15 protein-coding genes are annotated in these 18155 nt (G+C 62.7%); 11 read left to right on the forward strand and 4 right to left on the reverse strand.

Annotated elements, in window-relative coordinates; translation table 11 throughout:
• Positions 1 to 327: 327 nt before the first annotated feature.
• From J5M71_RS12145 to J5M71_RS12165, 5 genes are all read left to right on the forward strand, one after another.
• Positions 328 to 3039 (forward strand): LuxR C-terminal-related transcriptional regulator, encoded by a 2712-nt coding sequence (locus J5M71_RS12145; protein ID WP_207832462.1) that lies wholly within the window; start codon positions 328 to 330, stop codon positions 3037 to 3039.
• 159 nt (positions 3040 to 3198) lie between these two features.
• Positions 3199 to 4806 (forward strand): response regulator, encoded by a 1608-nt coding sequence (locus tag J5M71_RS12150; RefSeq protein ID WP_207832464.1) that lies wholly within the window; start codon positions 3199 to 3201, stop codon positions 4804 to 4806.
• On the forward strand, positions 4803 to 5495 hold the full coding sequence (locus tag J5M71_RS12155; RefSeq protein WP_063911252.1) for a HAMP domain-containing sensor histidine kinase: 693 nt from the start codon (positions 4803 to 4805) through the stop codon (positions 5493 to 5495). The genes J5M71_RS12150 and J5M71_RS12155 overlap by 4 nt, the downstream gene beginning before the upstream one ends.
• Positions 5496 to 5641: 146 nt before the next feature.
• Positions 5642 to 6286: an MBL fold metallo-hydrolase gene (locus tag J5M71_RS12160; RefSeq protein WP_063911253.1), complete on the forward strand. Its 645-nt coding sequence runs from the start codon at positions 5642 to 5644 to the stop codon at positions 6284 to 6286.
• A 108-nt stretch (positions 6287 to 6394) separates the two neighbouring features.
• Positions 6395 to 7114: an OmpA family protein gene (locus J5M71_RS12165; RefSeq protein ID WP_087503383.1), complete on the forward strand. Its 720-nt coding sequence runs from the start codon at positions 6395 to 6397 to the stop codon at positions 7112 to 7114.
• Between the two features lie 125 nt (positions 7115 to 7239).
• Here the strand turns inward: J5M71_RS12165 and pta are convergent, their stop codons facing one another.
• On the reverse strand, positions 7240 to 9327 hold the full coding sequence (gene pta / locus J5M71_RS12170) for a phosphate acetyltransferase (protein WP_207832467.1): 2088 nt from the start codon (positions 9325 to 9327) through the stop codon (positions 7240 to 7242).
• A 31-nt stretch (positions 9328 to 9358) separates the two neighbouring features.
• The gene (locus tag J5M71_RS12175) at positions 9359 to 9661 is read right to left on the reverse strand and encodes a DUF3565 domain-containing protein (protein ID WP_207832469.1); all 303 of its coding nucleotides are present in this window, start codon (positions 9659 to 9661) and stop codon (positions 9359 to 9361) included.
• On the opposite strand from J5M71_RS12175, the gene J5M71_RS12180 reads away from it, so the two are divergent.
• Positions 9660 to 10145 (forward strand): peptidylprolyl isomerase, encoded by a 486-nt coding sequence (locus J5M71_RS12180; RefSeq protein WP_003259610.1) that lies wholly within the window; start codon positions 9660 to 9662, stop codon positions 10143 to 10145. The genes J5M71_RS12175 and J5M71_RS12180 overlap by 2 nt on opposite strands.
• A 144-nt stretch (positions 10146 to 10289) precedes the next feature.
• On the forward strand, positions 10290 to 10772 hold the full coding sequence (locus tag J5M71_RS12185) for a glutathione peroxidase (protein ID WP_207832471.1): 483 nt from the start codon (positions 10290 to 10292) through the stop codon (positions 10770 to 10772).
• Positions 10773 to 11084: 312 nt separating this feature from the next.
• On the opposite strand, the gene J5M71_RS12190 is transcribed toward J5M71_RS12185, so the two are convergent.
• Positions 11085 to 12275: a glycosyltransferase family 1 protein gene (locus J5M71_RS12190; protein ID WP_207832473.1), complete on the reverse strand. Its 1191-nt coding sequence runs from the start codon at positions 12273 to 12275 to the stop codon at positions 11085 to 11087.
• A 177-nt stretch (positions 12276 to 12452) separates the two neighbouring features.
• Here J5M71_RS12190 and J5M71_RS12195 point away from each other — a divergent pair, with 177 nt between their 5' ends.
• The 3 genes from J5M71_RS12195 to J5M71_RS12205 all read left to right on the forward strand — a co-directional run bounded on the left by J5M71_RS12195 (position 12453) and on the right by J5M71_RS12205 (position 15975).
• Positions 12453 to 13769 (forward strand): PAS domain-containing methyl-accepting chemotaxis protein, encoded by a 1317-nt coding sequence (locus tag J5M71_RS12195; protein WP_207832475.1) that lies wholly within the window; start codon positions 12453 to 12455, stop codon positions 13767 to 13769.
• Positions 13770 to 13995: 226 nt separating this feature from the next.
• Complete coding sequence (locus J5M71_RS12200) at positions 13996 to 15339, forward strand: DUF6861 domain-containing protein (RefSeq protein ID WP_207832477.1); 1344 nt, start codon at positions 13996 to 13998, stop codon at positions 15337 to 15339.
• Positions 15340 to 15357: 18 nt separating this feature from the next.
• On the forward strand, positions 15358 to 15975 hold the full coding sequence (locus tag J5M71_RS12205; RefSeq protein ID WP_039613812.1) for a GAD-like domain-containing protein: 618 nt from the start codon (positions 15358 to 15360) through the stop codon (positions 15973 to 15975).
• A 45-nt stretch (positions 15976 to 16020) separates the two neighbouring features.
• Here J5M71_RS12205 and cysZ read toward each other — a convergent pair whose 3' ends face one another.
• A complete protein-coding gene (cysZ, locus tag J5M71_RS12210; RefSeq protein WP_207832479.1) occupies positions 16021 to 16749 on the reverse strand; it encodes a sulfate transporter CysZ in 729 nt (242 codons plus the stop codon).
• Between the two features lie 329 nt (positions 16750 to 17078).
• Between cysZ and trxB the strand changes: the two genes are divergently transcribed.
• Positions 17079 to 18041, forward strand: coding sequence for a thioredoxin-disulfide reductase (gene trxB / locus J5M71_RS12215; RefSeq protein WP_025337720.1), 963 nt, complete (start codon positions 17079 to 17081; stop codon positions 18039 to 18041).
• Positions 18042 to 18155: the final 114 nt, after the last annotated feature.

Consider the following 18155-nt stretch of genomic DNA (forward strand, 5'->3'; position numbering starts at 1 on the left):
CCCCCGAGCGCCCCGGCTTGTCCGGGGCGTTTCATTTTCCTGTATCGGCCTCTTCGCGGGTGAACCCGCTCCCACAGGGATCGCACAGGTTTCAAGTCCAGTGCAGTAACTGTGGGAGCGGGTTCACCCGCGAAGAGGCCGGTACAGCAATAAAGCTGGTGAATACCTCAGCAAACCCCCGTCCCAGCCGCTGTCCATCGGCCATGTTGCTTTTTGTCGCAGTCTTTTCCAGGCCAATTGCGCCCATCATCTTCAAATGCGCAGCGTTACCCGCTAGTCTCGCAAGCATCCATACCGCCGTAGTCTTCCAACCAGAACGAGCCGGCCATGACAGATCTGTCCCGTACGCATGGATTCACCAGCCAGGCCCTGGGCCTGCTGGACGGGCGTTTCTTCCGGCCGCCCTTGCCGGACGGCCATGTGCCGCGCCTGCGCCTGTGCCAGCGGCTGCAGGCCGGCCTCGGCGGGCGGCTGTTGCTGGTCAATGCCCCGGCGGGTTTCGGCAAAAGCTCCCTGGCCATCGAATTTTGTGAAGCGCTGCCCGAGCACTGGCGTAGCCTGTGGCTGGGCCTGAGCCAACGGGATGCCGACCCGGGCCGCTTCCTCGAACGCCTGCTCGAAGGCCTGCAGCAGTACTGCCCGGCGTTGGGCGGCCAGGCCATGGGCCTGCTGAAAATGCGCCAGCGCCACCAGCCGTTCGCCTTCGAGGAATGGCTCGACGGCCTGCTCGACGAGCTGGCGCTGTACCTGCAAGCCGATACGCCCTTGTTGCTGGTGCTGGACGACTATCACCTGGCCCAGGGGCCAGTGCTCGACCGTTGCCTGCAGTTCTTCCTCAATCACCTGCCCCCCGGGCTGGTGCTGCTGGTCACCAGCCGCCAGCGCCCGGACTGGCACCTGGCGCGCCTGCGCCTGTCGCGGCAACTGGTCGAACTCAACGAGCAGGACTTGCGCCTGACCGCCGAGGAGTCGCTGGCGGTGATCGGTCGCCAGCCCACCGGCCTGCGTGGCCAGGCCCTGGACAATCTGATCCAGCGCAGTGACGGTTGGGTGGCCGGGTTGCGTTTCTGGCAACTGGCGGCCAGCGAGTCCGCTGACGAGCATGCCTTGCCCCAGGCCTTGCATGGCGGTGAGGGCCTGATCCGCGATTATCTGCTGGAAGAAGTCATCGACATGCTGCCCGCCGACGTGCAGGCCTTCCTGTACGACACGGCCTGCCAGGAACGGTTCTGTGCCCCGTTGTGCGATGCCATACGCGGCCGCCATGACAGTGCCGCGATACTGCGTTTCCTGCAGGCGCACCAGGTGTTCCTGGTGCCGCTGGACGAGCATGGCCACTGGTTCCGCTATCACCACCTGTTCTCCGACCTGCTGCGCAGCCGCCAGGCCAGCGAGCCGCTGGCCGGCCTGCAGTTGCGCGCCTGCCGCTGGTTCGAAAGCCAAGGCTTGCTGGACGAAGCGGTGGAGCAGGCGCTGCGTGCCGGGCATCTGGATGTCGCCGCCGGCCTGGTGCAGAGCCTGTCCGAGGAACAACTGCTGGCTGAACAGAACGTCGGCATGTTGCTGCGCTGGAAGATGGACCTGCCCGACAGCCTGCTCATCAGCACGCCACGGCTGATCGTGCTGTACAGCTGGGCATTGGGCCTGGCGTGCCAGCTGGATGCGGCCGAGGAGCTGGCGGGTTACCTCAGCCGCTTCCTGCCCGCACCTTCGGCAACCGCGCAAAAGTCCATGCTGGCCCAGTGGCTGGCGCTGAGTGGTGTGATCGCCCGTGGCCGTGGCGACCGCGAGCGTACCCTGGCCTATTGCAGCGAAGCGCTGCAGAGCCTGCCGAGCAAGCGTTATGGCCAACGCCTGGTATGCCTGTCGACGCTGTCCAACCTGGCGATTGCCGATGGCGATTTCTGGCGGGCCCGTGGCTGGAACCGCGAGGCCCTGGAACTGGCCCAGCGTGTCGGCAACCCATTGTTCGAGGCCCTGGCCCATTACGACCGGGCGCGGGTGCTGCATGCCCGTGGCGAGGTGTTGCGCGCGCTGGACGAAGTGCGCCAGGGGCTGCAGCGACTGCAAGGGCTGTCGGCACAGCGCCTGTATGCCGTGCGCGCCCGTCTGACGCTTTACGAAGGCTACCTGCTGGTCTCGCGCCTGCAGCCGGCCCAGGGCCGTGCCCGTTTGCGTGCGGGGCTGGGCGAGGCGCGGGCCTGCCGCGACATCAGCGTGCTCATCGGCCACTGCGTGATCGCTACGCTCGATGGCCGGGAAGGGCACTTTGCCGAAGCCTTTGCCGAACTGGCCGAGGCCGAGCGGTTGATGCACATCTGGGATGTGCCGCCGGTCTACTACCTGGCCATGATCACCCTGGTCAAATGCGAGTTGTGGCTGGCCCAGGGGCGCATTGACCTGGCCGAGTCCTGGCTGCTGCGCCTGGGCCAGACCTATGGTGGCGAGCAACCCGCGGCGGCCCCGGAGTTCCACCCGTTGCTGCCGTTGCACATCGCCTTGCAGCAGGCATTGCTCGAGCGTATCCAGTCGCGCAGCGACGACGCGGCGCAACGCCTGGCCGGCCTGGTCGAGCGCGGCCAGGCCAGTGGCGGCATGATGCTCTGCGTCAGTGCCCTGTGCCAGTGGCTTGGCTTGTTGCTGGGCGAAGGCCGGGAAGGGCAGGCCGCCCAGTTGTTGCCAAGGTTGCTGGAAGCAGCCCATGGCGGCGTGCTGCAACCCTTTCAGCCTTTGCTGGAGCAACACCCGCAGTGGCTTCTTGAACAGTTGCAGGCAGTTGCCGCTTGCCCGGTACAGGCCGAACTGCTCAAGCGCTTGCCGCAAATACCAAGCGCCAGCACCGGCGAGGCCCTGAGTGGCCGCGAGCTGGCCGTGCTCGAGTTGATTGCCCAGGGTTGTTCCAACCAGCAGATCAGCGAGCGGTTGTTCATTTCCCTGCACACGGTGAAAACCCACGCCAGCCATATCAACAGCAAGCTGGGTGTGGAGCGGCGTACCCAGGCGGTGGCCAAGGCCAAATCCCTGGGGTTGCTGGCATGATTCTGGCCCTGCAGGGCATTGCCCGCTAAAGTAATGGCCCGAGGCCATGGTTCGTGGCCGCCAATGCTCTACCCTCATCTTTCCCGACCAGCTGCCGATACAGCGATCGGTGGCATCGCCTCGCGCGATTTTTCAATTATTCCAAGGCAGGTCGTGTTGATGCTGCAGTACGGGCAAAAGAGCTTTCTGATCGTCGACGACTTTACCGACTTTCGCACGTCGACCCGTTCCATGCTGCGCGAGCTGGGCGTGCGTGACGTGGACACCGCCGACAGCGGCGAGCAGGCGCTGCGCATGTGCGCGCAAAAGCGCTATGACGTCATCCTGCAGGACTTCCACCTGGGCGACGGCAAGAAGAACGGCCAGCAGGTGCTCGAAGACCTGATTCTCGACAAGCACATCAGTCATGAGTGCATATTCATCATGGTCACGGCCGAGAGCAGCCAGGCCATTGTCCTGAGCGCCATCGAGCATGAGCCTGATGCCTACCTGACCAAACCGTTCAACCGGGTTGGCCTGGCCCAGCGCGTCGAGAAGCTGTACCAGCGCAAGACCCTGCTCAAGCCGATCCTGCAGGCCCTGGACCGCAATCGCCCGGCCGAAGTGCTGGCGGCCTGCGCCGAGCTGTGCAAGCGTGACCCGCGCCTGGCCCCGCTGTGCCTGCGCTATCGGGCCGATGCCTTGCGCAACCTCAACCGTTTCGAGGAGCTGGAGAAGTTCCTCAAGGCCATCCTGGCCAGCCGCCCGCAGCCGTGGGTGTATTCGGCGTTGGGCAGCCTGATGCACAAGCGTGGCCAGAATGCCCAGGCCCAGGGTGTGTACGAGCAGGCGCTGAAGGCCTTCCCGATCATGCCAGGCCTGTACGATGGCATGGCCGAGGTGCTGGTGGCCCAAGGCGAAACCAGGCGTGCGCAGAACATGCTTGAGGAAGCCGTGCGCCTGTCGCCATTGTCGGTGCGTCGGCAGTCAACGTTGGGCAAGCTGGCGTTGGAAAACGAAGACTTCGAGAGTGCCTCGAAGGCGTTCCGCCATGCGGTAAACCAGGGCCAGAGCTCACGCTACAAGGACCCCGAGAACAACCTGGGCCTGGTGCAGGCGCTGATGAGCAAGAATGCCGGCTTTGGCCTGGATGCGCGCACCCGGGTCGAGATCAACAGTACGCTCAGCGAAGTGGCCAAGGACAACCCCGAGGACCAGGGTCTGCAGGTGCGTGCCCGCATGATGAAGGCCGCCAGCCTGCAGCAGGCCGGCGACCCTGAAACGGCTGCCAAGCTGACCGAACAGGCGATCCAGCGCCTGGACAAGATGAACCAGTTCTTCTCGGTCGATTCGGCCCTGACCGTTGCCGCGCAGCTGCAGGCCATGGGGCAGGAAGCCGCCGCCATCGGCGTGCTGAAGAGCTGTGTGGAAAGTTATGGCGATGACCCCAAGGTCATGGAGAGGGTCGGCAAGCTGACGGACGACCCCAGCGTGCTCAACGCCATCACCGAAGCGGTCACGCTCAATCGCCAGGGGGTGCGCAGTTACCAGGGCGGGCAGCTCGGCGAGGCGTTGCAACTGTTCCGCAAGGCGCTGGGTTTGCAACCGAAGAACATCAGCATCGCCCTCAATACTGCCCAGGCGCTGCTGCGCATCGGCGGTGACAGCCCTCAGCCGGCGATCATGCAGGAGTGTCGCGACGCCCTGAGCAGCGTGGCCGGCATCCCCGCCAGCGACAACCGCTACGACCGCTACCGCAAACTGCACATCCGAGTGTTCGGCGCATGAATCAAGACAATCAGGGGCTGGATTTTTCCACGGTGATCGCCTCCACCGTGCACGACCTGAAGAATTCCCTGTCGGCGCTGATCCAGTCCCACAACCAGTGGGTGCAGCGCTTGCCCGAGGAGCTGCGCGGTGGTGCCGAGCAGGGGGTGATGGAGCATGAGTTTCGCCACCTCAACGGCATGCTGGTGCAGTTGCTGGGGTTGTACAAACTGGGCGTGAACCAGCTGCCGGTGTGCCCGGACTACCACGAACTGGACGACTTCATCGAAGCCCAGCTGGCCGCGCACGAGGAAGTGCTCAAGCACAAGGATATCCTTGCTACCTGGCGCATCGATACCGACAACCCACTGGGCTTCTTCGACCGCGAGCTGGTGGCCTCGGTAATCGCCAACGTGATCACCAACGCCACCCGCTTTGCCGCGCATGCCTTGCTGATCACCATCGAAGAGGCAGACAACCAGCTGGCCATCTGCGTCAACGATGACGGCCCGGGTTATCCACAGCGCATGCTCGAGCGCCAGGAGGAATTCATCCAGGGTATCGACTCGACCAGCGGCAGTACTGGCCTGGGCCTGTATTTTGCGGCGCGGATCGCGGCACTGCATGAAAGCGGCGGGGTACGCGGGCGGATCGAGATCTCCAATGGCGGGGCGCTTGGGGGAGGGTTGTTCAGGTTGTTCTTGCCTTAGGATGTGTGGTGCCTTTGAGATCGAGCGCCGCGTGGGCGGCGCTCGATCTCAAAGGCGCCACACATCTCAAGACATGAACCTCGTGCACCCACCCCAATTTCCTGTCAGGCTCTCAGCAGAATTCCAGCTTTGCCATCGAGAACACCATGACCCAAGCCCCGCCTGCGCTCATCCGCGAAACCTTCCCCGTAGGCCCCCTGCAATGCAACTGCACCCTGATCGGCGACCCGCTGACCAGGAAGGCCATCGTCGTCGACCCGGGGGGTGACCCGGACAAGATCCTTGCACGCCTGCAGGCCCACGGCCTGACGCTGGTGAGCATCATCCACACCCACGCGCATTTCGATCACTTCCTCGCCTCGGGCAAGCTCAAGGAACTGACCGGCGCTACGCTGCACTTGCACAAGGATGACCAGGCGCTATGGGACAACCTGGAAATGCAATGCCAGATGTTCGGCGTGCCGTACACCCCGGTACCTGCGCCAGACCGTTGGCTGGGGGATGACGAGGAGCTGGCCTGCGGCTGTGGCGTGGCCCTGCATACGCCAGGCCACACGCCGGGCTCGATGAGCTTCTGGTTTGCCGATGCGAAGCTGCTGATCGCCGGCGATACCCTGTTCCGCCGTGGCATTGGCCGTACCGATCTGTGGGGCGGCGACCAGCGGGCTATCGTACGTTCCATCAAGGAGCGGCTGTACCGGCTGGACGAGGAGGCCATCGTGGTGACCGGCCACGGGCCCGATACCCGCCTGGGCGACGAAATGCGCGAAAACCCCTTCGTGCGTGCCTGATGGCACATGAAGGCACTTTCATGGAATTTTTCGTTGCCGATGCAATCCAAGGCTGGCATAGATCCCGTTATGATCTGCCGCATTCATGAATTCAGTAGGAGCTTGTCCATGTTCACCATGCGTCGTCTGATTATCGTCGCAACCGCCGCTGCCCTGATGACCGGCTGTGCCGGCCAGAACCCTTATGACAGCCAGGGCCAGGCGCAGGGCTCCACGGGGATGAGCAAGACCGCCAAGTACGGCGGCCTGGGCGCGCTGGCCGGTGCTATCGCCGGTGCCGCCATCGACCACAACAACCGTGGCAAGGGTGCACTGATCGGCGCCGCCGCCGTAGGTGCCGCTGCAGCCGGTTATGGCTACTACGCCGACAAGCAGGAAGCCGAGCTGCGCGCACAGATGGCCAACACCGGTGTGGAAGTGCAGCGCCAGGGTGACCAGATCAAGCTGATCATGCCGGGCAACATCACCTTCGCCACCGATTCGGCCAACATCGCGCCAAGCTTCTACTCGCCGCTGAACAACCTGGCCGGCTCGTTCAAGCAGTTCAACCAGAACACCATCGAAGTGGTTGGCTTCACCGACAGCACTGGCAGCCGCCAGCACAACATGGACCTGTCCCAGCGCCGTGCGCAGGCGGTCAGCACCTACCTGACCTCGCAGGGTGTGGATGCCTCGCGTATCTCGGTACGTGGCATGGGCCCGGATCAGCCGATCGCCAGCAACGCTGACGCCAATGGCCGCGCGCAGAACCGTCGTGTGGAAGTGAACCTGAAGCCGATCCCGGGGCAGCAGTATGACCAGCAAGGTCAGGTTCAGCAGTATCCCTGATCGATCAGAGTGACCCTGTGGGAGCGGGTTCACCCGCGAACACCGGCGTAGCCGGTGCCAAACACCGCGTCGCATTCTTCGCGGGTGAACCCGCTCCCACAGGGGCTGCAAGGCAGCCCCTGTTTTTAGCCCGCCACGCTCGCCTGAATCGCCGTCAGGGCAATGGTATGCACGATATCGTCAACCTGCGCCCCGCGCGGCAAGTCGTTCACCGGCTTGCGCAACCCTTGCAGCATCGGCCCCAGGCTGACCCCGTCGGTGCTGCGCTGCACCGCCTTGTGGGTCGTGTTGCCGGTATTCAGGTCCGGGAACACGAACACCGTTGCACGCCCGGCCACCGGGCTGTTCGGCGCCAGTTCTCGTGCAATCGCCGGGTTGGCCGCCGCGTCATACTGCAATGGCCCGTCGATCAGCAGCTCCTGCGCCGCACCCTGTGCCAGGCGGGTTGCTTCACGCACTTTCCCGACCTCTTCATCGCTGGCCGAATCGCTTGAGTAACTGATCATCGCCACCCGCGGCGCGATGCCGAAGGCCTGCGCAGATTCGGCACTCTGCCGGGCGATCTCGGCCAGTTCGGCAGCGCTCGGGTGCGGGTTCATCACGCAGTCGCCGTACACCAGCACCTGCTCGGGGAACAGCATGAAGAATACCGACGACACCAGGCTTGAGCCCGGTGCGGTCTTGATCAGCTGCAGGGCCGGGCGGATGGTGTTGGCAGTGGAGTGCACCAGGCCCGAGACCAGGCCGTCCACTTCGTCCAGGGCCAGCATCATGGTGCCGATCACCACCGGGTCTTCCAGTTGCTGCTCGGCCATTGGCGCGTTGAGGTTCTTGCTCTTGCGCAGCTCGACCATCGGCTCCACATAGCGCCCGCGAATCAGCTCGGGGTCGAGAATCTCCAGGCCCGGCGGCAAGGTGATGCCTTGGGCGCGGGCCACGGCGTCGACATCCTCGGGCTTGGCCAGTAGCACGCAGCGGGCAATGCCGCGGGCCTGGCAGATGGCCGCAGCCTGCACCAGCAGCGGCTCGGCGCCTTCCGGCAGGACGATGCGCTTGTTGGCCTGCTGTGCCCGCTGGATCAGCTGGTAGCGGAACACTGCCGGCGACAGGCGCAGTTCGCGTGGGGTGCCGCAACGCTGGTGCAGCCAGGCGGCGTCGAGGTGGCTGGCGACGAAGTCGGTGATGAATTCGGCGCGCTCGCGGTCGTCCACCGGGATTTCGCGGTTCAGCGAATTGAGCTGGTTGGCGGTGTCGTACGAGCCGGTACTGACCGACAGGATCGGCAGGCCGGCCTGCAGGGCACCACGGCACAGACCAAGGATGCGTGCGTCAGGTTTGCTGTCGCTGGTCAGCAGCAGGCCGGCCAGTGGGACGCCGTTGATCGCTGCGAGGCTGACGGCGAGGATGATGTCGTCGCGGTCGCCCGGGGTCACCACCAGCGTGCCCGAGGTGAGCAGTGGCACCGTGTTGGCCACGGTGCGCGCGCAGATGATGATCTTGCTCATGCGCCGCTGCTCGTAGTCACCGGCATTGAGCACCTGGGCACCGAGCAGGTCGGCCACGTCGCGGGTGCGCGGGGCGTTCAGTTCGGGCTGGTAGGGGATGCAGCCGAGCAGGCGGAAGTCGTTGCCGCGCAGCAGTGGCGAGTGCTCGCGCAGGCGGGTGGAAAAGTCCGCCATGCTTTCGTCGGTGCGCACTTTGTTGAGGATGACCCCGAGCACCTTCGGGTCGCGTGGGCCGCCGAACAGCTGGGCCTGCAGTTCGACCCGCCCGGACAGTTCACTGAGCACTTCGTTTTCCGGTGCCGACACCAGGATCACCTCGGCATCCAGGCTCTTGGCCAGGTGCAGGTTGACCCGCGCGGCGTAGCTGGCATGGCGCGTGGGCACCATGCCCTCGACCACCACCACGTCGTTACCGATGCAGGCTTGCTGGTAAAGACGGATGATTTCTTCGAGCAACTCGTCCAGCTGGCCATCGCCAAGCATGCGCTCGACGTGGGCCAGGCTCAGCGGCACGGGGGGCTTGATGCCGTGGGTGCGGGCGACCAGCTCGGTGGAGCGCTCGGGGCCGGTGTCACCCGGGTGGGGCTGGGCGATCGGCTTGAAGAAACCGACCTTCAGTCCGGCGCGCTCCAGGGTGCGCACCAGGCCCAGGCTGATGGAGGTCAGGCCGACACCGAAGTCGGTCGGCGCAATGAAAAATGTCTGCATGCGTGCTTCTCGAAATAAGCGGTGCAAGAAATTAACGGCCAAGGGTAGCGCTATCGGCCCCCTGTGCGCACCAGCCGCAAGCGAAAGGCTGGCCGATGCGCTGCGCGCGCCGGGCCGGGTCGAGCACCCAGGGGCGTGTCTGCCACGGCGGCTGGTGGCGCAGGTGCTGGGTGTGGCCGCAGGACAGTTCGGCCACCCAGTGGCCCTCTTCGTCCTGGTGGAAGCCGGTGATCCGACTGATGGGCCGTTGCTCGTCCGCGGTGCGTTCGCATTCGGGCGATGGCTTGGTTACACTTGTCCGCTCTACATACTTTTGCAAAAGGTCTTGCCCCATGCTGATCGCCGCCAACAAGGCTGTCTCCATCGACTATACCCTGACCAACGACGCCGGGGAGACCATCGACAGCTCCGCTGGCGGTGCACCGCTGGTTTACCTGCACGGTGCCGGCAACATCATCCCGGGCCTGGAAAAAGCCCTGGAAGGCAAGCAGGCCGGTGACGAGCTGAACGTTTCCATCGAGCCGGAAGATGCCTACGGCGAATACCTGGCCGAGCTGGTCAGCACCCTGAACCGCAGCCTGTTCGAAGGCGTCGACGAGCTGGAAGTGGGCATGCAGTTCCACGCTTCGGCACCGGATGGCCAGATGCAGATCGTCACCATCCGCGACATCGACGGCGACGACGTGACTGTTGACGGCAACCACCCGCTGGCCGGTCAGCGCCTGACCTTCCAGGTCAAGGTAGTCAACGTGCGTGACGCCAGCGACGAAGAAATCGCTCACCGCCACATCCACGGTGAAGGTGGCCATCACCACTGATTTTCTGCGCTAAGCTCAGAAAGTCGCCAGGCGCTCGGGCAAGCCGATTTGCCTTCCTACGGGAGGTGGACGGTTTGGACGAGCGCCTTTTTAGTGGGCGGATTTCGCCTGCGCGGCAACCGGGAACCTGAGAGGGGATTCATCATGAGTGCATTTCACGACCTGAAACTGGACGCGTTGAACGGCGGGGAGCTGCCCCTCGCACCGTTCAAGGGCCAAGTGGTGCTGGTGGTCAACGTTGCCTCCAAGTGTGGGCTCACGCCGCAATACAAGGCCCTGGAAAACCTCTACCAGGTTTACAAGGACAAGGGCTTCAACGTGCTTGGCCTGCCGTGCAACCAGTTTGCCGGCCAGGAGCCGGGCAGCGAAAAGGAAATCCGGGAGTTCTGCAGCCTCAACTACGGGGTGAGCTTCCCGCTGGGTGCCAAGCTGGAGGTCAACGGGCCGGGGCGTCACTCGCTGTACCGCCTGCTGGCGGGCGAGGGGGCAGAGTTTCCGGGTGACATAACCTGGAACTTCGAGAAGTTTCTGGTCGGCAAGGACGGGCGGGTGCTGGCGCGTTTCTCGCCGCGCACGGCGCCGGATGATCCGGCGGTGGTGCAGGCTATCGAGAAGGCGTTGGGCTGAGTAGCTGGGGACGTATCAAGGCTGCCAGGTGATTGTCGCAATATGTGCAGCGCCTGTGAAATCGAGCGCCGCCCGCGCGGCGCTTCGCGGGACAAGCCCGCTCCCACATTTGTTGCAACGTGCCGAACCTGTCAAGCCATGGTTGCCTGTCTTGGTGCATGTCTTGAGACTGGTGAGGTGGCGGTAGCGCCAGCCGAGAAATTGAGTCAGGCCAACTAAGGCTGACAACCATGGCCTAACAGACATGGCCACGTTGCAACAAATGTGGGAGCGGGCTTGTCCCGCGAAGCGCCGCGCGGGCGGCGCTCGGTCTTACAGGCGCTGCACATATTGCGTCGAACGCTCAGCCGCCCCCCCGGGATGTCGACAAGCGCTATACAGATACCCCTCAAACTGCTCGACAATCGCCGGCCAGCCCTGGCGGCTGGCATGCCGCCGCGCATTCAGGCGCACCCGGCGTAACGTCTCTTCTTCTTCCAGCAGCCAGCAGGCAGAGTCGATGAACGCTGCCTGATCCCCCGGCATGGCCAGTGCACCGCTATGGCCATGGCGAATATGCTGCGCAGCGGCCGCCTCGTCATACGCGACCACCGCCAGGCCCGAGGCCATGGCTTCGAGCACCACATTGCCAAAGGTTTCGGTCAGGCTCGGAAACAGGAACAGGTCACCGCTGGCATAGTGTTCGGCCAGCACCTCGCCACGCTGGGCACCGCAGAACACGGCATCCGGTACCTGCTGTTCCAGGGCGGTACGCTGCGGGCCGTCACCTACCATGATCAGGCGCAGGCGTTTGTGTGGATAAGTTTTCTGCAGGGCCTCCAGGCAGGGGCGCAGCAAGCCCAGGTTCTTTTCTGCCGCCAGCCGACCGACGTGCAGCACGGCGATGTCATCCGGGCCAAGCCCCCAGCTTTCCCGTAATGCAGGGCTGCGCCGGGCCGGGTTGAACAGGCAGGCATCGACCCCCCGGGCCAGCAGTTCCAGGCGTTCGAAGCCGCGGCGCTCAAGCTCCTGGCGCTGGCTGAGGCTGGGCACCAGGGTGATCGCCGTGCGCCGATGGAACCAGCGCAGGTAGTGGGTGAGCAGGCGCGTCAGCAGGCCCAGCCCGTATTGGCCGGAGTACTGCGGGAAGTTGGTATGGAAACCACTGACCACTGCCACCCCCAGGCGCCGGGCCGCGCGCAGTGCGCTGAGCCCCAGCGGCCCCTCGGTGGCGATGTACAGCACATCCGGGCGCTGCCGGCGCCAGCGGCGCAACAGCTTGTGCATCGACACCTCGCCCCACTGCAACCCCGGGTAACCAGGCAGGGGCCAGCCACGGCACAGCATCAGGTTCGGGTCGTTGTGCAGCGGGGCTTCACCGGCCTGGCGCGGGCGCACCACTTCGATCTCGTGGCCGCGTTGGCGCAACCCTTCGCTGAGGCGGCCAAGGGTATTGGCCACGCCGTTGATCTCGGGTGGGAAGGTTTCGCTGACCAAGGTAATGCGTAGGGCGGGTGTGTTCATGAAAAAAAGTTTCCGCCTGCTGGGTTGCGCCAATGTGACTGCCATGTGACGTACTGATGACGCCTGATTGCCGACGCTTTTCGCTTTGTGAATTTTTCCTTGCAGGCCGCTCAAGAGGGGGCACCGACAGCCGATGCAGATGCATTCGACTACCTGATGCGCTCCAGGAGAGCGGTGATGTTCAACAACAAGCTCAAGCAAGAAATCCGGCAGCTACGCGAAGACCTGATGTCCATCGAACAGGTCAAGAGTAGCCTCGACAGCGAGATGCTGGTACTGCAACTCGACCCTCAGGGACGGATCGAGATGGTCAACGGCAACTTCGAGAGCGAGATGCTCTACCGTGCCGAACAATTGCTTGGACGCAACATCGAGGACATCGTCCCTGCCCATGTGAAGACGCTGGATTTCTACCAGCGCATGAAGGGCGCCATCAGCCGCGGTGAACACCTGAACGGTGCATTCCGCCTGCTGCGCGGCAATGGCCAGGAAGCCTGGTTACGGTCGATCCTGCAGCCGGTCAAGAACAGCGAGGGGCGCATCAAGTATTTCACGCTGCACTCCAGCGATCTTACCCGCACCATCGAGACATCCCGCGAGCACGAAAGCCTGATCAAGGCCCTGATGCGCTCCACCGCCGTGATCGAATTCGACCTCGACGGCAACATCCTAACCGCCAACGATCGATTCCTGACCACCGTCGGTTACCGCCTGGAACAGATCCGTGGCAAGCATCACCGCATTTTCTGCGAGCCGGAGGAGGCAAATTCGGCCGGCTATCAGGCGTTCTGGGACAAGCTGCGCCGTGGCGAGTACGTTGCCGAGCGCTTCAAGCGTATCGATGCCCATGGCCGGGTGGTCTGGCTGGAAGCTTCGTACAACCCCATCTTCGATGCCCATGACGTGCTGTACAAGGTGGTCAAGTTCGCCACTGTCATCACCGAGCAGGTCAACCAGGAGCAGGCGGTGGCCGAGGCGGCGGATGTCGCCTACAACACCTCGCTGGGTACCGATGCCAGCGCCCGCAAGGCCACCGATGTGGTCACCCAGAGCGTCAGCGTGATGCGCGGGCTGGAAGCTTCGATGCAAGAGGCGGCAGAGGGCATCCAGGCGCTGGATACCCAGTCGCGGGTGATCGGCTCGATCATCAAGACCATCAGCGACATTGCCGGGCAGACCAACTTGCTGGCGCTGAACGCGGCCATCGAAGCGGCCCGCGCCGGCGAGCAGGGGCGGGGGTTTGCCGTGGTTGCCGATGAAGTGCGCCAGCTGGCCTCGCGCACCAGCACCGCCACCGAGGAAATCGCCCGGGTGGTGCAGCAGAACGAGCAACTGGCCCAGGCGGCAGTGGCGATCATCGACACCAGCAAGCGCCAGGCCGAGCAGGGGCTGGCACTGGCGGACGAGACCGGGAGCGTGATTGTCGAGATCCAGGACGGGGCAAAGCGGGTGGTGGATGTGGTGGGGCAGTTTTCCAGCCGGTTGAGTCTTTGATATGGCCTGGGGTTTGTAGCGCCTATGGAATCGAGCCCTCGCCCGGGTGGGGCTCGATCTCAGGAACGACAAAGAACCCCAGCCCTGTCCATGATGTCGGCTGAACAGCTCAACTTCGCTGAACCTGCTGTAAACGAAGTCGCATTTTCCTACAACTGACTCAGAAACCTCCGATCCGAATCCATGACGGGATTTCCCCCTGCACACGCTGTCAGGGAGACACCTCATGTACCTGGATTACCTCGTGCCCTCGTGGTTCGAGATCGAATCACGCATTACCGATGAAATGGGCTATCAGGGACGCGCCCAATTTCGTACCTACCTCAATGAACCGGCCGCCTCACTGGCCCTCAACCTGCGTCGGGTCAGGGCTGTCCAGTCGGCCTTCAACCAGGCCGAGTGGCAGGCCGGCAGTATCCTGCACCAACGCTTTGCCGACCTGGAAATCGCCAGCATCCTCAACGAACTGCTCAAGGTCGTGAGGGAGATGGCGATGATCGTCGTCGGCAGCACCCTCACCGGCGGCGCCATTGGCGCTGGCATCGGGGCATTTGGCGCAGGTGCAGGGGCCATTCCCTTGGCCGGCGCTGGCGCGGCGATGGGCCTCAAGGTCAGCGGCTGGATACTTGGCGTACTGGGACTTGCCTCCATTGCCGAGTTCTTTATCGAAGGCCTGCCCCGCATCGGCGAGTACTACCTCGATGGCATTCGCATAGCCTGGGAGGGCACGCGGGACGAAAGTGATGACCCGTTCGGGCGGGACGATCTGCATGCGATTTCCAGGGCTGCCCACCACATCGCCATGGGCCATGTGGAAGTGGTGGTGCTGCTGTTGGGGGCGATCGTCTCGTACCTCACCCGCGGGCGCGGCGATGCCCGGATGCTGGCGCAGGAGATGGCGGCCAGCCGCAAAGGTGTGCGGCTGGGGCAATGGATGCTCAAGCATGAAGAGGGGCTGAAGAAACGACCGGACCTGCAGGTGCCGGAGCGGCGCAAGGGGGCAGCGAATGAGCCGCAACCGGTGCAGCCGAATCGGCCGGCGGGAAAAGACAAGGAGCCCTCGACGGGGAAGCCCGGTAGCATGCCGTTGCATACGGTGGCGTGTTTCAAGGCAGACAAATTGCCAGTATCCAAGCATGGCGAGTTTGAACGGCAGTTGAAGGGACAGCAGGATGGGCTAAACCGGCTTACGGTTGAAGAGTTTCTTGAAAATCTTACTCATCCAGTCAAGCGGGATCCGAACATTGCCAGGAAAGCAAGGAAGAAACTGTATGATAAATTGAAAGATAGAACTCAGAAAAATTTGATGAAAAGTATGAGCCCTATTGAAGCTAAAAAACTTTCAGTGAGGCAAGCAAAGGAAACCATGTCATCGCTTGCGGCATTGCATAATCCAGATTTGAGCGCGGGTGGTAGGGACGCTATTTCTGACTTCGGCGACAGACAAGTCAACTCTACTATAGGTCCGCAGTGGAAAAATAGAGTGGGAGGATTAAAGCAAGCTGCTGAAGAGCTATCCAGGTCGGGTGGTGCATCAAGCCTTTTGAATGTCAGGTTGCATAAATGCTAATAGTTAGAGGTTTTTAATATGGATGAATTCTTTTCAATTTTTATAGAGGAAATGGGTAATCCTGTATTCCGGCAAGAGGTTCCGCCTTCGAGCATACAGCGTTATAGTGGAAAATTGCCGGAAAAATTATTGGAATATTGGGCTGAGCACGGATGGTGTGGATACGGCGACGGGATATTCTGGACTGTCAACCCACAGGATTACGAGGGGGTGGTCGCTTCATTCATTGAAGGTACTGCATTAGAGGGGCGTGATACGTATCATCTAGTCGCTCGCGGTGCCTTTGGTGATCTCTATCTATGGGGTGAAAATTCCGGGTTTTCATTGGACATCATAGCCTACGCGTCACGTTATTCTGGCAATGACCATGAATTAGCGACAGCTGATATCGATAGGGAAGTCCAAGGTTTTTTCCTGGGCATGGAGAAGGAATCCAATGATTTCGGCGACCTATTCGAGCCAGCAAAGAGAAAATTAGGCATGCTAAAGCACGATGAAATGTATGGTTTTGTTCCGGCCTTGGCGTTCGGTGGGCCAAGTGAACTTGCTAATATCGAAAAGGTTAAGGCAGTGGAACATTTGATATTGCTTTCTCAGATTTCTACTCTAGAACCCTACAGCTTCTCTGACTTCTAGAAACGCAATCTGCGGAAAGGGGCTGGCCTGCAGCCCCTCGCTCCCTCAGTTCCGCTCCCGCACCCAGAACAACGTAGCCCCGGCCACCGCCGCCGGCATCATCAGCACGTTCACCAGCGGAATCATCAGAGCCAGGTAGGTGATGCCACCAAACCCCAACGACTGCCAGCGCTTCTGCCGCAGCCAGGCCAGCATGTCCTGCCAGCTCATCTTGTTGTTGTCCGCCGGGTAGTCGATGTACTGGATAGCCATCATCCACACCCCGAAGATCAGCCATAGCGGCGCCGCCACCACGTTGACCACCGGGATCAGCGACAGGATGAACAGACCGATGGCCCGCGGCAGGAAGTAGCCCAGCTTGCGCATTTCACGGCCGAATGTACGTGGCACCATGGCCACCAGTTCGCCCCAGCTGAACGCCGGGAAGTTGTCCTGGCCACGCACCACCACCTCGACCTTTTCCGCCAGAAAGCCATTGAACGGCGCGGCAATGATGTTGGCCACCAGGGTGAAGGTGAAGAACACCATCAGCACCACCAGGGCGACGAACAGCGGCCAGAGGATGTAGGTGAGAAAGCTCAGCCAGCTCGGCAAGGTTGGCATCAGGGCGTCCACCCACAGGCTGAACTGGTGGCCGGCGAAGTAGATCAGGCCGCCAAACAGCAGCAGGTTGACCGCCAGCGGCAGCAGCACGAACAACCGCAGATTGGGGCTCAGCACCAGTTTCAGGCCTTCGCGCAGGTATTGGGGGCCAGAGAGTACAGGGGCTTGCATCGAGAGACTCCGCAGAGAAGGAAAACGCGCTGACCTTACCGAGTTTGCTGCGCCGACGAAAGGCGGGCAGCGGGCGGGAAACGGGCTGTAACAAAAGCAGCAGGGCTTGGCTATCGATGAATTCGCTGAATAGACGATGGCTATGAGGTGGATTGTCGAAGGATATTTCCTTAATCTTTGCGACCTCGCTACAGTGCGCTCAACTTTCCGCTTTATGGGCCTGCGCGTTGTAGCCTTCCCCAAGTGCTGCGTGGGTCCTTTTTAATTTTCCAGCTGGCGCAGCCGGTATACCGAAGCCGGCCCTGCGGCCCGCTCGACAGGAGTTCGACATGTCTGAAGTACGTCATTCGCGCGTCATCATTCTCGGTTCCGGCCCTGCCGGTTACAGCGCCGCGGTGTATGCCGCCCGTGCCAACCTCAAGCCGCTGCTGATCACCGGCATGCAGGCCGGCGGCCAGCTGACCACCACCACCGAAGTCGACAACTGGCCGGGCGACCCCCACGGCCTGACCGGCCCGGCCCTGATGCAGCGCATGCAGGAGCACGCCGAGCGTTTCGAAACCGAAATCGTCTTCGACCACATCAACGCCGTCGACCTGGCCAACAAGCCGTTCACCCTGCAGGGTGACAGCGGCAAGTACACCTGCGACGCGCTGATCATCGCCACTGGCGCCAGCGCCCGCTACCTGGGCCTGCCGTCGGAAGAAACCTTCATGGGCAAGGGCGTTTCGGCCTGCGCTACCTGCGACGGTTTCTTCTACCGCAACAAGCCGGTTGCCGTGGTTGGCGGCGGCAACACTGCCGTGGAAGAGGCGCTGTACCTGGCCAACATCGCCAGCAAGGTGACCCTGGTGCACCGTCGCGATACCTTCCGCGCCGAGAAGATCCTGGTCGACAAGCTGCACGCCCGTGTGGCCGAAGGCAAGATCGAGCTCAAGCTCAACGCCACCCTGGACGAAGTGCTGGGTGACAACATGGGTGTGACCGGTGCGCGCCTGAAGAACAACGACGGCAGCAGCGACGAAATCAAGGTTGACGGCGTGTTCATCGCCATTGGCCACACTCCTAACACCTCGCTGTTCGAAGGCCAGCTGACCCTCAAGGACGGCTACCTGGTGGTCAACGGCGGCCGTGAGGGCAATGCCACCGCCACCAACGTCGAGGGCGTGTTCGCCGCCGGTGACGTGGCTGACCACGTTTACCGCCAGGCCATTACCTCGGCCGGTGCCGGCTGCATGGCGGCATTGGATGTGGAGCGTTACCTGGACGGGCTGGCCAACGCCTCGTTCTGATTGCCAGCCGGGGGCTGCTTCGGGGCCCTTTCGCCGGCAAGCCGGCTCCCACCTCGACCGCATCGACTTCAAGTCATGTGCAGTACCTGTGGGAACTGGCTTGCCGGCGATAGG

Source organism: Pseudomonas sp. 43(2021), assembly GCF_017490805.1.
In the GTDB taxonomy this organism is placed as follows: domain Bacteria; phylum Pseudomonadota; class Gammaproteobacteria; order Pseudomonadales; family Pseudomonadaceae; genus Aquipseudomonas.

Bases quoted from the DNA above. Each gene is read 5' to 3' on its own strand.
- J5M71_RS12145 (WP_207832462.1), top strand. From the start codon at position 328: ATGACAGATCTGTCCCGTACGCATGGATTCACCAGCCAGGCCCTGGGC.
- J5M71_RS12165 (WP_087503383.1), top strand. From the start codon at position 6,395: ATGTTCACCATGCGTCGTCTGATTATCGTCGCAACCGCCGCTGCCCTG.
- J5M71_RS12175 (WP_207832469.1), bottom strand. From the start codon at position 9,661: ATGGGGCAAGACCTTTTGCAAAAGTATGTAGAGCGGACAAGTGTAACC.
- J5M71_RS12160 (WP_063911253.1), top strand. From the start codon at position 5,642: ATGACCCAAGCCCCGCCTGCGCTCATCCGCGAAACCTTCCCCGTAGGC.
- J5M71_RS12190 (WP_207832473.1), bottom strand. From the start codon at position 12,275: ATGAACACACCCGCCCTACGCATTACCTTGGTCAGCGAAACCTTCCCA.
- trxB (WP_025337720.1), top strand. From the start codon at position 17,079: ATGTCTGAAGTACGTCATTCGCGCGTCATCATTCTCGGTTCCGGCCCT.
- J5M71_RS12185 (WP_207832471.1), top strand. From the start codon at position 10,290: ATGAGTGCATTTCACGACCTGAAACTGGACGCGTTGAACGGCGGGGAG.
- cysZ (WP_207832479.1), bottom strand. From the start codon at position 16,749: ATGCAAGCCCCTGTACTCTCTGGCCCCCAATACCTGCGCGAAGGCCTG.
- J5M71_RS12195 (WP_207832475.1), top strand. From the start codon at position 12,453: ATGTTCAACAACAAGCTCAAGCAAGAAATCCGGCAGCTACGCGAAGAC.
- J5M71_RS12150 (WP_207832464.1), top strand. From the start codon at position 3,199: ATGCTGCAGTACGGGCAAAAGAGCTTTCTGATCGTCGACGACTTTACC.
- J5M71_RS12205 (WP_039613812.1), top strand. From the start codon at position 15,358: ATGGATGAATTCTTTTCAATTTTTATAGAGGAAATGGGTAATCCTGTA.
- pta (WP_207832467.1), bottom strand. From the start codon at position 9,327: ATGCAGACATTTTTCATTGCGCCGACCGACTTCGGTGTCGGCCTGACC.
- J5M71_RS12155 (WP_063911252.1), top strand. From the start codon at position 4,803: ATGAATCAAGACAATCAGGGGCTGGATTTTTCCACGGTGATCGCCTCC.
- J5M71_RS12180 (WP_003259610.1), top strand. From the start codon at position 9,660: ATGCTGATCGCCGCCAACAAGGCTGTCTCCATCGACTATACCCTGACC.
- J5M71_RS12200 (WP_207832477.1), top strand. From the start codon at position 13,996: ATGTACCTGGATTACCTCGTGCCCTCGTGGTTCGAGATCGAATCACGC.